This is a genomic window from Bradyrhizobium sp. USDA 372, assembly GCF_053629095.1.
The window spans coordinates 575,077-589,355 of sequence record NZ_JBRJHR010000001.1 but is presented as its reverse complement, the minus strand read 5'-3'; the positions used below and the strand labels follow the sequence as shown (position 1 = coordinate 589,355).

Genomic DNA, 14,279 nt, shown 5'->3' with positions numbered 1-14,279 from the left:
TGATGTCGTTCGATTCCGAGACGATGAAGTCGGCAATAAGCCGCTACATCCTCGAAACAAATCATGAACGGACACTATATGTTCGATATGTGTTCCGCAACTGCTTAATTTATGGTGAACGAGGCCGAACTCGCGGAATGCGTGTGGCCGGGCATCTCAGACGGGCAGCCGCAGCACCTCGCAAGGTGTGCCGGCCTCGGCCTTTGGCGCGAACGGTGCGCGCACGAGAAGTACCTGTGCCGCAGAGAGATTCGCAAGCAGGGAGGAGTCCTGATGGCTGACGGGAAGGGCGACGCGCGTGCCGTCGTCGCGCACCTCCAGCCGCGCACGCAGATAATCCTCGCGCTGGTCGTTGGCGCCGAGATCGCGGCCCAGCACGGCGCGCTCGCGCTGATGATGAATCACTGAACCGCCCGACAGGGCGCGAATCAAGGGCACCATGAACAGGAAGGCGCACACGTATGACGACACGGGATTGCCGGGCAGGCCGATCACGCGCATCGCGCCGAGGCGACCATGCATCATCGGCTTGCCGGGCCGGATCGCGATCTTCCAGAACGCCATCTCGATGCCTTCGCCCTTGAGCGCCTGCTGGACCAGATCGTGGTCGCCGACCGACGCACCGCCGGTCGTGACCAGGATGTCGGCACCGCTCTCGCGCGCGCGGCGGATGCCGGCGGACGTGGACTCCAGCGTATCGGCGGCAATTCCGAGGTCGATGGTCTCGGCGCCCTCGCTGCGGGCAAGGGCGTGCAGGGCATAGCCATTGGAATAGACGATCTGACCGGGACCAGGCGCGGTGCCCGGCATGACCAGCTCGTCGCCGGTGGCGAGAATCGCGACCCTCGGGCGGCGAATGACCGCGAGCTGCGGATGATTCATTCCGGCGGCGAGGGCGAGATCGCGCTCGGTGAGACGGATTCCCTTGCGCAGCAGCACGTCGCCTTCGCGGAAGTCGACGCCCGCAGAGCGGATGTGCCGGCCGTAAACTGCGGCTTCCTTGATCGTGACATGCTTGCCGTCGGCAATTGTGTCTTCCTGGATCACGACGGCATCGGCGCCGTCGGGAACGACGCCGCCGGTGAAGATCCGCACGGCTTCGCCGGGGCCGACCCTTCCCGCGAACGGCCGACCCGCCGCGACCTCACCCACGACGGTCAGCCTGGACTCGATGGCCGCGTCGGACGCGCGCACGGCATAGCCGTCCATCGCCGACATCGCCTCCGGCGGCTGCGTGCGCCGCGCCGCGACATCGTGCGCGAGCACACGATGGTGGGCCTCGTCGAGGCGAACCATCTCTTCAGCCAGCGGCTCGGCGCCGGTCAGCACCGCGGCGAGCGCGTCAGAAACCGGCATCAGGGCCACGGGCGAACTCCTGCTGAGCACATCGGTAAATGGGCGGCGAGAGTTCTAGCCGAGTGCAGGCGTGAGGCAAAGCAGCACGCGGGATGATTTATCCTGCGTGATCGCTGGGTGGAGGAGGTCGGCTCAACTCCGCCGCGGCATGATGCGGAAGGCGAGGCAGACCGGAACGAGGATAGCCATGGCAAGGACGAGAATGACGAGCGCCACGGCCAACATCGGTCAACGCTCCGTCGGATCGCCCGGACTGAAATCCGCGACGTCGGGCGCCTTGGGGCCCTGATCCTTGTCGGGCAGCGGATCGGCCTGGGATTTCAGGTCGGCGGCCTTGCTGATCAGTTTGGCGGAGAGGTCAGAATCCGAGGTGGTTCTGGCGAATTCGAGCAGGAGAGAAGCCTGCTTGGTGAGATAGGTCTTGCCCAGCACGTCGATCAGTCCAATGTAGAAGGCCCAACGGACTCATGAGTCCGAAGGGCAGGATTCCGTTCCCGGAACTCTGTATAAAAATGCACAAAGTGATTGGGTTCCTCATCTCCACCAAATTTAGCCCCTGGAACTGAGCACGTCCGGGGCTTCCTGTGGCTCAGATCCCCAGCGCTTTCAATGCGTTCCCGACGTCGCGTGGCGAGGTGACATGCACGGCGGTCAAGCCGCGTGCCCGCGCTCCTTCGATGTTCTCGGCGAGGTCATCGAAGAAGACGATGCGCTCGGCCGGCGCGCCGATCGCCGCGACGACATGGTCGAAGGCCTCGGCATCCGGCTTGCGCAGGCCGATGCTGGAGGACAGATACAGCTCGCGGAAATGGCCGAGCAGACCGGCATATTCCTTCGAGAAATAGTCGACGTGCGGCCGATTGGTGTTGGAGAAGGCGTAGAGCGGCATCCGCTTCGCCGCGCGCGGCAACAGTTCGGCGATATCGGGCATCTCACCGGCGAAGATCGCGTTCCAGCCTTCCAGGAACTGCGCATCCGAGATACCGATCCCGAGCGAGGATCGCAGCGAGGCGAAATAGTCCGCGTCGCTGATCTTGCCCATCTCGTGCAGGCGGTAGGCCTCGTCGCGCACATAGCGCGCGATGATGGCCTCGGGCTGGCAGCCGGCATGTCCCGCCCAGCAGGCGATCGCCTTCGAGAAGTCGATGTCGAGCACCACGCGCCCGAGGTCGAACAGCAGCGCATCCGCGCTGCCGGGAGAGAGCGATGTCATTGCGTCCTTTTCACTTCAGTATGCTCAGTAACGATAGGGATCGTGGTCGAACAGCGGGAACGCGCTGAACACGCTGGGCGCGTTGGTGGCGGTCGCCGGATGCAGGCAGGACTTGTCGATCTCGGCGAATGAGGTGGCGCCCAGGAGACCGAGGCAGCGCAGCACCTCGTCTTCGAGCAGCTCCAGCATCCGCGCGACACCGGCTTCGCCAGCTGCGGCCAGCGCCCAGCATTGCAGCCGGCCGATGCCGACGAGGTCGGCGCCCGCCGCGATCGCCTTGACGATGTCGGTGCCCCGGCAGAAGCCGCCGTCGACCATGATCTTCGCGCGGCCCTTCACGGCGTCGACGATCTCCGGCAGGACATGCATGGCACCGCGGCCGTGGTCGAGCTGGCGGCCGCCATGATTGGAGACGTAGATCCATTCGACGCCGTGATCGAGCGCGATCTGTGCGTCCTCGGCGGTGGCGATGCCCTTGAGGATCAGCGGAATCTTGAACTTGTCCTTGATCATCTTCACGGTCCGCCACTCCAGGCCCTTCTGGAAATCGCCGCCGGTGGCGCGCAGGCGGCTTTCGCGAACGTAGCGCTTGGCGATGTCACGTTCACGACGGCTGTAATGGGCGGTGTCGACGGTCAGGCAGAAGGCGGCATAAGCGTTCTTCTCGGCCCGGCTGACGACGTCGGCGACGAAGGCATCGTCGCCGCGGACATAGAGCTGATACAGACGCAGTGCATCCGGGGCAGCCTCGGCGGTCTTCTCGAGACCGGGCTCGGACACCGAGCTCAGCATGTGCGCCGCGCCGAACGTGCCTGCAGCGCGCGCGACGCTCGCCGCGCCGTCCGGATCGAAGATCTCGAGTGCGCCGACGGGAGCCAGCACCACCGGCAGCCGCACCTTGCGGCCGAACTGCTCGACGCTGCCATCGACCTTGCGCACGTCGCGCAGCACGCGCGGGCGGAAGGCGATCTCGTCGAGCGCCATGCGGTTGCGCCGCATCGTGGTCTCGGTCTCGGCGGCGCCGACGATGTAGTCCCAGGCATTCTGGTTGAGGTTGGCGCGCGCCTTCCGGACGAACTCGTGCAGGTTCTGGAACGGCTCGTCGCTGGCACCGAGCTCGACGTTCCGTTCCGGCCGGATGCGGGGCGCTTCATTCATTGTCGTCCTCCCGAGAATTTGAAGTCTTATCGCCATCGCCTATCGCGTCCGGCCCTCCAAAACCATCCTAAAATCGCATAGCTGCGAGGCGTGGGCGGCCCGACCGCTATCGTCTTGCGTCGAAACAGTTTCGGAACGTTGCCAAAAGTTTAGGCCAAGGCGAAGGGATTTCTTCGGTCGACCCGCCTGTGTGGCGTCCCGGCCTTGAAGAAACCAGAATGGTATTGTGAGAGATGGGCTGGATCGCCATTTGCATGGCGCGTCCCAGCCTCAAGAGAACCGCCCAGCAAAAGGCACCCTCATCCATGCGGAAATCCCTGCTGTTCCCCCTGGGCGCTCTCACCGGAGCGTGTCTGACCCTTCTGGTAGCCAGCCCGCAGGGCGGCGTATGGGCGGCGCGGGCGGCAGTGAGCGCGGATGATGCCTATGCCCAACTCAATCTGTTCGGCGCGGTGTTCGAGCGGGTCAAGGCCAGCTATGTCGAGAAGCCCGACAATGCCAAGCTGATCGAGGGGGCGATCACCGGCATGGTGACCTCGCTCGACCCGCATTCGCGCTACATGAATGCCAAGGCCTGGACCGAGATGCAGGAGACCACCTCCGGCGAGTTCGGCGGCCTCGGTATCGAGGTCACGATGGAGGATGGCCTCGTCAAGGTCGTCTCGCCGATCGACGACACGCCGGCTTCGAAGGCCGGCATCATGTCCGGCGACCTCATCAGCAAGATCGACGGCGAGGCCGTGCAGGGCATGACGCTCGAGCAGGCGGTCAACAAGATGAAGGGGCCGGTCGACACCAAGACCAAGCTCACCATCATCCGCAAGGGCGCGGATGCGCCGCTCGACGTCGCGATCACGCGTGAGATCATCCATGTGCGCCCGGTGCGCTTCCACGTCGAGAACGGCGACATCGGCTATATCCGCATCACCTCTTTCAACGAGCAGACCACCGACGGCCTGAAGAAGGCGATCGCCTCGGTCTCCAAGCAGGTCCCGCAGGAGAAGCTCGCCGGCTATGTGGTGGACCTGCGCAACAATCCTGGCGGCCTGCTCGACCAGGCCGTGTCGGTGTCGAGCGCCTTCCTGCAGCGCGGCGAGGTCGTCTCGACCCGCGGCCGCTCTCCGGAAGAGACGCAGCGCTTCACCGCCCATGGCGGCGACCTCACCAAGGGCAAGCCGCTGGTGGTGCTGGTCAACGGCGGCTCGGCCTCAGCCTCCGAGATCGTCGCCGGCGCACTGCATGATCACAAGCGCGCGACGATCATTGGCACGCGCTCGTTCGGCAAGGGCTCGGTGCAGACCATCATTCCGCTCGGCGCCGACCACGGCGCGCTGGCGCTGACCACGGCACGCTACTACACGCCGTCGGGCCGCTCGATCCAGGCCCAGGGCATCGCGCCCGACATCGAGATCCTCCAGGACGTGCCGGCCGAGCTGAAGGGGCGGATGGACACCATGGCGGAGTCCCAGATGCGCGGCCATCTGTCGGCCGCCGACGGCAGCGAGCAGACCGGGTCGCAGTCCTACGTTCCGCCGGAAGAGAAGGACGACAAGGCCCTGCACGCGGCCTACGATTTCCTCCATGGCGTCACCGCAAATGCCGTCGCCGCCAAGCCTGCGACCAAGGCTGCAGTGCCGAACTAGACCTTACGAGCTCCGGATCATGATTGCCCGGAAGCGGATGACCGCTTCCGGGCGATTTCTTTGGAGGCCGTTTCGAAGACCTAGCCGACCTCGCGGCGGCGGCTCTCGCTGCCGTCGCGCTGGGCGAGCCGGCTGCGGTGCAGCGCGAACAGCTCCAGCATCTTGCCGGCGGGCTTGGCGGCGCTGAACAGGTAGCCCTGCATCTCGGAGCAGCCGAGCGTGCGCAGCAGACGCTGCTGCTCCTCGGTCTCGACGCCCTCGGCCGTCGTGGTCATGCGGCGGGCGGTCGCCAGGTTGACGACAGCCTGAACGATGCTGGCTGAGCCGTCGGGGCGGGCGATGTCCTCGACGAAGCAGCGGTCGATCTTGATCTTGTCGAACGGGAAGCGGTGCAGATAGCTCAGCGACGAGTAGCCGGTGCCGAAATCGTCGAGTGCGATGCGTATGCCGATGGCGCGGAGCTGGTGCAGGATCGCGAGCGCGGCATCGTCGTCGCGGATCAGGACCGCCTCGGTGATCTCGAGTTCGAGCCGGCTCGCCGGCAGGTTCGACGCGGCGAGCGCCGCCATGATCTTCAGCGCCAGCGTGCCGCTCTTGAACTGCACCGGCGAGACGTTGACGGCGAGGCGGATGTCGTCGGGCCAGCTTGCCGCATCCCGGCAGGCGGTCGCCAGCACCCATTCGCCGATCTCGTTGATCAGGCCGGTGTCTTCGGCGATCGGGATGAAATCGGCCGGCGAGACCCAGCCGCGCTCGGGATGGCGCCAGCGCACCAACGCCTCGCAGCCGGTGATGCGGTCGTCCTTCAGGCCGAGGCAGGGCTGGTAATAGACCTCCAGCCCGCCTTCGCGACCTGCTTGCGCGATGGCGTGGCGCAGGTCGCCCTCGAGCTGGCGGCGTTCGCGGACCTTGGCGTCCATGTCCGGCTCGAAGAAGCGGTAGGTGTGGCGTCCGGCGGACTTGGCCGCGTACATGGCCATGTCCGCATTCTTCAGGATCTGGTCGAGCGCCGTGCCGTGCTCCGGCGCGAGCGCGATACCGATGCTGGCGTCGCTGGTGAGATGATGGCCCATGCAGTCGAACGGCGTGCGGATGGTGTCGAAGACGCGCGCGACGAGCTCGTTGACCTGATCCAACGACGTCACCGCGCCCTGCACGATGGCAAATTCGTCGCCGCCGAGTCGTGCCACGAAGTCCTCCGGACCCGCACAGCGGCGGAGGTTCGCCGCGATCGATTTCAACAGCTCGTCGCCGACGAGATGGCCGAGCGCGTCGTTGACGCCCTTGAACTCGTCGATGTCGATGTAATGGACCGCGATCTGCTCGCCGTCGCCGACCGCGGCCAGCTCTTGCCGCAGATGCTCGTGGAACATGGCGCGGTTGGGCAGGTCCGTCAGCGCGTCGTAATGGGCGAGGTGGGTGATGCGCTCCTCGATGCGACGGCGCTCCGTGACGTCCTCATGGGTCACCACCCAGCCGCCATCCGTGAGCGGTTCGTTGAGGATGTGGATCGAGCGGCCATCGGCAGTATCGACCACCATGGAGTTGCGGAGATGGATGTCCTTCAGGACGCGCGCGACGTAGGCGTCGACGTCGCCGCTGAACGAGCCGGTCGCCTTGCGATGGGCGATGATGTCGCGGAAGCTTGAGCCGGGCTTCACGACCTCGGCCGACAAACCGTACATCTCGATGTAGCGCTGGTTGCAGACGATGAGCCGCTGCCCGGCGTCGAACAGCAGGAGGCCCTGTGTCATGTTGTTGACGGCGCGGTCGAGCCGCTGCTTTTCCAGCGTCAGCCGTTCGCGCGAAAGGCGGTGCTGCTCCAGCAGCTTGCGCACGACGGCAATCAGCACGCCTGCAATCGCGAGCGCGGAAGAGGCCGCGACCGAGATCAGAATGCCGATCTGCTCGCGCCAATCCGCCAGCGCCGCCGCGCGCGTGGTGGTGGCCATCATCAGGATCGGGAAGTGGGGCAGCGCATGGGAGGAGATCAGCCGGTCCTCACCGTCGATGGGGCTGTTGACGCGGCCGGCGAAATGATCGAGGCCGAACACCCTCTGATGCTCGAAAAGACCGGTCTTGAAGTTTCGTCCCATTAATTCGCCGGAATGCGGATAGCGGGCGAGCAGCGTGCCGTCGCGATGCAGCATCGAGATCGTCGCGCCTTCGCCGAGCACGACGGAGGCGAAGAATTTCTCGAAATTGGCGGGCTCGATGCCGCGTCCGACCATACCGAGGAACTCGCCGCGTGGTCCGACGACCCTCCGCGCCACCAGAATGGTCCATGCGCCGGAGATGCGGCTGTGCAGCGGCTCGATCAGGACATCAGGCGCATAGGGATCGTACTTGAAGGTGCGGAAGTAGGCGCGATCGGCAACATTCACCTTTGGGGCCGGCCATGCCGTCGACGAATTGATCAGATTGCCTTCGGCATCGATGATGTTGACGCCGCCCATATAGGGCAGCGCCTCGATCTTCGACCGCAGCATCCGGTGCACGTCCTCGCCGGAGAGGCGCTTGCGATAGTCCTCTCCGGTCGCAATTCCGGTGGTGCGGACGTGGTCGACGAAATCCTTCTGGATGACCGCGAAGTCCTGCAATTGCTGATCGAAATGATGAGCGAGCAGCAGCACGGTGTTTTCCAGCTCGCGGCTGGAATTGCGCAGCGCCCGCTCCCGGAAGTTCTGCGCCATCAGCACCGAGCCTATGGCGATGGCCGCGATCAGCAGCGTGCCGCCCACCACCAGCCAGCGGATCGGTCCGCTGCGCACGAAGACCTGGTCAAAGAGACGACTGCCGAATTTCATCTTCATGCTGGATCGTTGCCGCGCACACGTCAGGATCAATTCATGAGCCTGAGAACACCCGTTGGTTTACGGGGACGGTGTGGAGGTTAAGTTAGGAAGCGCGGTTAACGAGACGTGAACGGTCGCTCGCAAAAGCAATCCATGCGCGCGGCGCGAAAGCCACGCGTCAACGCAAGCCCGCTTCAGACGCGGTAATGGCCGGATTTGCCGCCGAGCTTCTCGACGAGACGGATGCCCTCGATGCGCACGCCGCGCTCGACTGCCTTGATCATGTCGTAGATGGTGAGGCAGGCGACCGATACCGCCGTGAGCGCCTCCATCTCGACGCCGGTCGGTCCCGTCACCTTCACGCTGGCCCGCACCATGCAGCCCGGCAGCTTTGCGTCAGGCTCGATGTCGACAATGACCTTCGACAGCGCGAGCGGATGACAGAGCGGGATCAGCTCCGAGGTGCGCTTGGCGGCCATGATGCCGGCGATGCGCGCGGTGCCGAGCACGTCGCCTTTCTTGGCGTTGCCGGACACGATCAGATCGAGCGTCGTCCTGGTCATGACGACGCGTCCCTCGGCGACCGCAAGCCGCTCTGTCGCGGGCTTGTCCGAGACGTCGACCATCCGCGCCTCGCCGGAGGCGCCGATATGGGTGAGGGCGGGGCCGGCCTTGGCTTTGGCCTGCTTCGTCTTGGCTGACCTGGTCTTTGCTGGCTTGCGCGCCATCTCAGCGCGTGCCCGCCGCGCGCGCCGTCGCCTCGCGCGCGAGCAGCGCGCGCGTCGCCGCCGTGACGTCGGCCTGCCGCATCAGGCTCTCGCCGACCAGGAACGTCGACATGCCGATGCGCTCCAGCCGGGCGAGGTCTTCTTGCGTGAAGATGCCGCTCTCGCCGACCATCAGCCGATCCGCGGGGATCAGCGGCGCCAGCGCCTCGCTGGTCGCCAGCGTGGTCTCGAAGGTACGCAAATTGCGGTTGTTGACGCCGATCATCGGCGACCGCAACTTCAGCGCCCGGTCGAGCTCGGTACGGTCGTGGATCTCGATCAAGACGTCCATGCCATGGGCGATGGCGGCGTCCTCGAGCTCCCTGGCGGCGGCGTCATCGAGCGCCGCCATGATGATCAGGATGCAGTCGGCGCCGTGTGCGCGCGCCTCGACCACCTGGTAGGGATCGAACAAGAAATCCTTGCGCAGCACGGGGAGCGAGGTTGCTTCGCGCGCGGCCACCATGAAGTCGAGATGGCCCTGGAACGAGGGCGTGTCGGTCAACACCGACAGGCAGGCTGCGCCGCCCGCCTCATAGGCCTTTGCGAGTGCCGGCGGGTCGAAATCGGCGCGAATGAGACCCTTGGAGGGCGAGGCCTTCTTGATCTCGGCGATCAGCGCGTAGCCGCCCTTGGCGTGCTTGGCCTTGATCGCGCGCAGGAAACCGCGCGGCTCGGAGGCGGCCTTGGCTTGCGCCTCGACCGTGGAGAGCGGACGCGCGCGCTTCGCCGCCGCGATCTCCTCGCGCTTGTAGGTCTCGATCTTGGTCAGGATGTCAGACATGCGGGAGTTCAGCTGTTGGAGACCGCGACCAGGTGCTTCAGCTTCGCGTTGGCCGCGCCGCTGTCGATCGAGCGGACGCCGATCGCGACGCCTTCCTTGAGGTCCTTGGCGCGGCCGGCCACGACCAGCGCGGCGGCGGCGTTGATCAGCGCCACGTCGCGATAGGGGCTCTGCTTGCCGTCGAGCACGCTCTGCAACGCGATCGCATTGGCGTCGGCGTCACCGCCTTTGAGCGCACCGGCCTCGCAACGCGGGAGCCCGGCTTCCTCCGGCGTCACCTCGAAATTCCGGATTTCGCCGTTGTGGAGCGCGGAGACGAAGGTCGGACCGGTGAGGGTGATCTCGTCGAGACCGTCGGAACCGTGCACCACCCAGGCGGAGTCGGAGCCGAGGTTCTTCAGCACCTGCGCCAGCGGCTGCACCCATTGCCTGGAGAACACGCCGACCATCTGCCGCTTCACGCCGGCCGGGTTGGACAGGGGGCCGAGCAGGTTGAAGATCGTACGCGTGGCAAGCTCGACGCGGGTCGGGCCGACGTTCTTCATGGCGGGATGGTGGGCGGGGGCGAACATGAAGCCGATGCCGCATTCGCGCACGCAGCGGCCGACCTGCCCCGGCTTGAGATCGATCTTCACCCCGAGCGAGGCCAGCACGTCGGCGGCGCCCGAGCGAGACGACAGCGCGCGGTTGCCGTGCTTGGCCACCGGCACGCCGGCGCCCGAGACGATGAAGGACGCGCAGGTCGAGACGTTGACCGAGCCGGAGCCGTCGCCGCCTGTGCCGACGATGTCGACCGCCTCGGGCGGCGCCTGCACGGTCAGCATCTTCGAGCGCATCGCCGCGACCGCGCCGGTGATTTCGTCCACGGTCTCGCCGCGCACCCGCAGCGCCATCAGAAGCCCGCCCATCTGCGAGGGCGTGGCCTCGCCGCTCATCATGGCATCGAAGGCGGAAGCGGCTTCGTCACGCGACAGGCTGGCGCCGGTCGCCACTTTTCCAATGATAGATTTCAGGTCGTCCATCGCGTGCTTTCAACTCACTGGTTCGCGCCGGTCACCTGCGCGAAGGCGGCCTGATTAATGGTGGTCCCGATGTCGGTTTCAAGCTTGTTGACGTAGGAAGCGACCTGCTCCTCGGTCTGGGCGCGGTCGAGGCTCTCCTTCAGCTTCTTGACCGCGTCCGAGGCAAAGTCGACCGCGGGATCGATGATCTCGGTGACGCGAAAGACGATCATCTCGCTGCCGCCGCTCACGGCCGTCTGTCCGATGCCATCCTTGGCGGTGCGGAAGGCCGCCGCCACGACGGTGCCGGGCACGCCGGCGGGCGAGTCGTCGCGCTTGAAGCCGGTCGCGGCCTCGACCTTGGCGCCGATCGCGGCGGCCTCGTCGGCGAGCTTGCCGCCCGCTTCGAGCTTCTGCACCATCTCGGTCGCCTTGGCCTTCAGCTTGGTCGCGATCTGGTCCTGGCGCCAGCGCGCCTCGACCTGGTCGCGGACCTCGTCGAGATTGCGGTCGCGCGAGGGCGTGATGGCGAGCACGTCGTACCAGACATAACCACCCTTGAACGAGATCGCGTCGTTGTCGACGCCGACGTCGGTGTTGAAGGCCTGCGACACCACGTCGAGGCCTTGCGGGATGTTGGCGATCGGCTGGCCGTTCGGGGCGCGGCCGGAGCGGTCGACGGCTTCGATGGTCACGGCAGTGAGGCCGAGCTTCTGCGCCGCGTCGATGACGCTGGAGCCGCCGCCGCGCTCGTCTTCCATCTTGTCGCGGAGATCGGCGACCTTGAGCCGCGCGCGCTCAGTCGCGATCTCGCGCTTGATGTCGCCGGCGAGCTTGGCGTAATCGGCTTCCACGCCCGGCTCGATCTTGTCGACCTTGACGATCGAGGTGCCGAGGGCGCCCTGAATCGGCTGGCTGATCTCACCAGCCTGAAGCGCGAATGCAGCAGTCCCAACCGCAGGATCGAGCGCCGACTTGGTCACCAGTCCAAGATCGACGTCGGAAGCGCTGAGACCGCGCTCCTTGCCGAGGTCCTCGAACGACATGCCGCCGGCGAGGCGCTCGCGTGCCGCCTTGGCCTCGGCCTCGTTGGGAAACACGATCTGGTGGATCTGGCGCTTCTCCGGCGTGCCGAGCCGGTCCTTGCGCTGCTCGAACATCTTCTTGGCATCCTCATCGGAGACCTCGGTCCATTTGCCGATTTCTTCCGGCGAGATCACGACGAAGGCGATCTTGCGATATTCGGGCGCGCGGAACTGGACCTTGTGGTCCTCGAAATAGGTCGCGAGGGCTTCGGGCGAGGGCGCCTCGATGGTGCCGGCCTGCGCAGCATCGAGCTTGGCGAATTCAATGGCGCGCTGCTCGTTCTGGAACCGCGTCAGCACGTCGATCATGGCCTTGGGCGGCTCGAGGCCGGCACCGACCGTGCCGGTGATCTGCCGGCGCAGCGACACCTTGCGCTGCTCGGCGACATAGCGCTGTTCGGTGTAGCCGAAGTTGCGGATCAAGGCCTGGAAGCGGTTCGCGTCGAAATTGCCGCCGACGCCCTTGAAGTTGGGATCGTTCATGATGAGCTGGCGGATCTGCTCGTCGGACTGGCCAAGTCCGAGCCGGCGCGCCTCTTCGTCGAGGGCGGCCTCGGCAATGGTCTGCTGCAACACTTGGCGATCCAGGCCGAAGGCGCGCGCCTGGTCGGGCGTCAGCGGACGGCCGAACTGGCGGCTGATCTGCTGCAGGCGGTCGGTGTAGATCTGACGGAACTCGTTGAGCGAAATCTCGGTGCGGCCGATCTTGGCCACCGTGGACTGCCCGAAGCCCTTGAAGATGTCGGCGATGCCCCAAATGCCGAAACTGACGATCAACACGCCCATCACCACGGCCATAATGGTCTTGCCGAGCCAGTTCGATGAGGCCTTACGCATTCCTCGGAGCATTTGGTCCAACTTGTTTGGTCAGGAGGGGAACGGAGCGCGTCTTAATGCAGATTCCGCAAAAGCGCGTCACCAAATTGATAGATCATCATAAAGTGGCGGCTTTCCCCCCGCAACCTCGCCTCATGCGACGGCGAGAAGCTGCGGTTAAGAGTCCCAAAGCGTTTTCAAGCGAAGCGGAGCCCGGTTCGCGCCACGAAAACGCGTCAAAACAAGAATCTGGAACTGCGGCAGGTCCTCTGCTAGCGCATGAACAAACCCCGTATCGCTGGAAACTGACATGACCGACGCCATCCGACCGCTGATCGCCGGCAACTGGAAAATGAACGGCCTGAAGGCCCAGGCTGCCGAATTCGACGCCATGCTCAACGGCGCGGCAGACGTGGCTGGCAAGGCGGACCTGCTGGTCTGCCCGCCGGCGACCCTGATTGTGGCGTTTGCCGAGAAGGCGCGCGGCAAGAAGGTTGCGGTCGGGGCCCAGGACTGCCATCCCAAGGCCTCCGGCGCCCATACCGGCGATATCGCTGCCGAAATGCTCGTGGATGCAGGCGCAACGGCCGTTATTGTCGGGCATTCCGAGCGCCGCGCCGACCACGGCGAGGGCGATGCGCTGATCCGGCAGAAGGCCGAGGCGGCCTGGCGCGCCGGGGCCATTGCGATCGTCTGCATCGGCGAAACGCAGGGCCAGCGCGATGCGGGTCAGACCCTGGACATCCTGCGCGGCCAGCTCCAGGGCTCGCTCCCAGATGCCTCCACCGCCGCCAATCTGGTCGTGGCTTACGAGCCGGTCTGGGCGATCGGCACGGGCCTGACCCCCACGGCCCAGGATGTCGAGCAGATTCATGGCTTTATCCGGGAGTCCCTGATCTCCAGGTTCAAGGGCGAGGGGGCCAGGATGCGGCTTCTCTACGGCGGCTCGGTCAAGCCCTCGAACGCAGCCGAGCTGATGGCGGTGAAAAACGTCAACGGTGCCCTGGTCGGCGGCGCCAGCCTGAAAGCGGCCGATTTCCTTGCCATTGCCAAGGGCTGTCCTAACTAAGCGCTGCCAACCCGAACCGTGGGTCCGGGCCCCGATCGGGGGTGGCATTGCCACGTCCGATCGTGTAACACCGCGCAACTTCAGGAAAACCCGCGAAGCGCGATCGGCCGCCGTCAGGCGCCGCCCGCTTGTGACGGAAGGATATCATGCAGACCGTTGTCATCGTCATCCACCTCATGATCGTCGCCGTCATGATCGGTGCCGTCCTGCTCCAGAAGTCGGAAGGCGGCGGGCTCGGCATGGGCGGCGGCGCGGGCTTCATGTCCAGCCGCGGCACGGCGAACCTTCTGACGCGGACCACGGCGATCCTCGCCGTCGGCTTCTTTCTCACCAGCCTGTTCCTGTCCTGGTATGCCGGTTACGACCGCAAGCCGTCGTCGATCATCGGCCAGCCCTCGCAGACCCAGCCGGCCGGCGGATCGCCGATCGCGCCGCCGACCTCGGGCGGCATCCTGGACTCGCTGAAGAAGGCCGACGAGCAGCAGCAAGCACCGGCTCCGACCGGTCCTCAGGTGCCACGCTCGCAATAAAGCAGGGGGGCCATGCAGGGCGATGGCTACCGTCCTGCATCAACAATCCCCATCAAGGCACT

General features: G+C 65.6%; 12 protein-coding genes. 3 read left to right on the top strand and 9 right to left on the bottom strand.

What is annotated here, in order from left to right:
* Positions 1 to 156: 156 nt before the first annotated feature.
* The 4 genes from AB7M16_RS02845 to AB7M16_RS02830 all read right to left on the bottom strand — a co-directional run bounded on the left by AB7M16_RS02845 (position 157) and on the right by AB7M16_RS02830 (position 3,727).
* On the bottom strand, positions 157 to 1,365 hold the full coding sequence (locus AB7M16_RS02845; RefSeq protein ID WP_453943078.1) for a molybdopterin molybdotransferase MoeA: 1,209 nt from the start codon (positions 1,363 to 1,365) through the stop codon (positions 157 to 159).
* Positions 1,366 to 1,584: 219 nt separating this feature from the next.
* Positions 1,585 to 1,788 carry a hypothetical protein gene (locus AB7M16_RS02840; RefSeq protein ID WP_128265692.1) on the bottom strand — a complete coding sequence of 68 codons (204 nt, stop codon included), beginning with the start codon at positions 1,786 to 1,788 and terminating at the stop codon, positions 1,585 to 1,587.
* A gap of 157 nt (positions 1,789 to 1,945) precedes the next feature.
* Positions 1,946 to 2,569 carry an HAD family hydrolase gene (locus AB7M16_RS02835; RefSeq protein WP_212257216.1) on the bottom strand — a complete coding sequence of 208 codons (624 nt, stop codon included), beginning with the start codon at positions 2,567 to 2,569 and terminating at the stop codon, positions 1,946 to 1,948.
* Between the two features lie 24 nt (positions 2,570 to 2,593).
* Positions 2,594 to 3,727: an alpha-hydroxy acid oxidase gene (locus tag AB7M16_RS02830; RefSeq protein WP_172783604.1), complete on the bottom strand. Its 1,134-nt coding sequence runs from the start codon at positions 3,725 to 3,727 to the stop codon at positions 2,594 to 2,596.
* A 305-nt stretch (positions 3,728 to 4,032) separates the two neighbouring features.
* Here AB7M16_RS02830 and AB7M16_RS02825 point away from each other — a divergent pair, with 305 nt between their 5' ends.
* Positions 4,033 to 5,370: a S41 family peptidase gene (locus AB7M16_RS02825; protein WP_453943077.1), complete on the top strand. Its 1,338-nt coding sequence runs from the start codon at positions 4,033 to 4,035 to the stop codon at positions 5,368 to 5,370.
* A gap of 80 nt (positions 5,371 to 5,450) precedes the next feature.
* Here the strand turns inward: AB7M16_RS02825 and AB7M16_RS02820 are convergent, their stop codons facing one another.
* From AB7M16_RS02820 to AB7M16_RS02800, 5 genes are all read right to left on the bottom strand, one after another.
* A complete protein-coding gene (locus AB7M16_RS02820) occupies positions 5,451 to 8,183 on the bottom strand; it encodes a bifunctional diguanylate cyclase/phosphodiesterase (protein ID WP_453943076.1) in 2,733 nt (910 codons plus the stop codon).
* Positions 8,184 to 8,359: 176 nt separating this feature from the next.
* A complete protein-coding gene (gene moaC, locus AB7M16_RS02815) occupies positions 8,360 to 8,893 on the bottom strand; it encodes a cyclic pyranopterin monophosphate synthase MoaC (RefSeq protein WP_453943075.1) in 534 nt (177 codons plus the stop codon).
* A 1-nt stretch (position 8,894) separates the two neighbouring features.
* Positions 8,895 to 9,716 (bottom strand): indole-3-glycerol phosphate synthase TrpC, encoded by an 822-nt coding sequence (gene trpC, locus AB7M16_RS02810; protein ID WP_453943074.1) that lies wholly within the window; start codon positions 9,714 to 9,716, stop codon positions 8,895 to 8,897.
* Between the two features lie 8 nt (positions 9,717 to 9,724).
* Entirely contained in the window at positions 9,725 to 10,738 is a 1,014-nt protein-coding gene (gene trpD, locus AB7M16_RS02805; protein WP_172783616.1) for an anthranilate phosphoribosyltransferase, read from the bottom strand.
* A gap of 14 nt (positions 10,739 to 10,752) precedes the next feature.
* Positions 10,753 to 12,651 (bottom strand): SurA N-terminal domain-containing protein, encoded by a 1,899-nt coding sequence (locus tag AB7M16_RS02800; RefSeq protein WP_453943073.1) that lies wholly within the window; start codon positions 12,649 to 12,651, stop codon positions 10,753 to 10,755.
* Positions 12,652 to 12,928: 277 nt separating this feature from the next.
* On the opposite strand from AB7M16_RS02800, the gene tpiA reads away from it, so the two are divergent.
* Together tpiA and secG are read left to right on the top strand one after the other, a co-directional pair.
* The gene (gene tpiA / locus AB7M16_RS02795; RefSeq protein ID WP_453943072.1) at positions 12,929 to 13,687 is read left to right on the top strand and encodes a triose-phosphate isomerase; all 759 of its coding nucleotides are present in this window, start codon (positions 12,929 to 12,931) and stop codon (positions 13,685 to 13,687) included.
* Positions 13,688 to 13,833: 146 nt separating this feature from the next.
* Positions 13,834 to 14,217 carry a preprotein translocase subunit SecG gene (gene secG, locus AB7M16_RS02790; protein WP_036009912.1) on the top strand — a complete coding sequence of 128 codons (384 nt, stop codon included), beginning with the start codon at positions 13,834 to 13,836 and terminating at the stop codon, positions 14,215 to 14,217.
* Positions 14,218 to 14,279: the final 62 nt, after the last annotated feature.

What these genes read in the sequence shown, in the direction of transcription:
- moaC (WP_453943075.1), bottom strand. Translation starts at nt 8,893, where the DNA reads ATGGCGCGCAAGCCAGCAAAGACCAGGTCAGCCAAGACGAAGCAGGCC.
- AB7M16_RS02830 (WP_172783604.1), bottom strand. Translation starts at nt 3,727, where the DNA reads ATGAATGAAGCGCCCCGCATCCGGCCGGAACGGAACGTCGAGCTCGGT.
- AB7M16_RS02820 (WP_453943076.1), bottom strand. Translation starts at nt 8,183, where the DNA reads ATGAAGATGAAATTCGGCAGTCGTCTCTTTGACCAGGTCTTCGTGCGC.
- tpiA (WP_453943072.1), top strand. Translation starts at nt 12,929, where the DNA reads ATGACCGACGCCATCCGACCGCTGATCGCCGGCAACTGGAAAATGAAC.
- trpC (WP_453943074.1), bottom strand. Translation starts at nt 9,716, where the DNA reads ATGTCTGACATCCTGACCAAGATCGAGACCTACAAGCGCGAGGAGATC.
- AB7M16_RS02825 (WP_453943077.1), top strand. Translation starts at nt 4,033, where the DNA reads ATGCGGAAATCCCTGCTGTTCCCCCTGGGCGCTCTCACCGGAGCGTGT.
- AB7M16_RS02800 (WP_453943073.1), bottom strand. Translation starts at nt 12,651, where the DNA reads ATGCTCCGAGGAATGCGTAAGGCCTCATCGAACTGGCTCGGCAAGACC.
- secG (WP_036009912.1), top strand. Translation starts at nt 13,834, where the DNA reads ATGCAGACCGTTGTCATCGTCATCCACCTCATGATCGTCGCCGTCATG.
- trpD (WP_172783616.1), bottom strand. Translation starts at nt 10,738, where the DNA reads ATGGACGACCTGAAATCTATCATTGGAAAAGTGGCGACCGGCGCCAGC.
- AB7M16_RS02835 (WP_212257216.1), bottom strand. Translation starts at nt 2,569, where the DNA reads ATGACATCGCTCTCTCCCGGCAGCGCGGATGCGCTGCTGTTCGACCTC.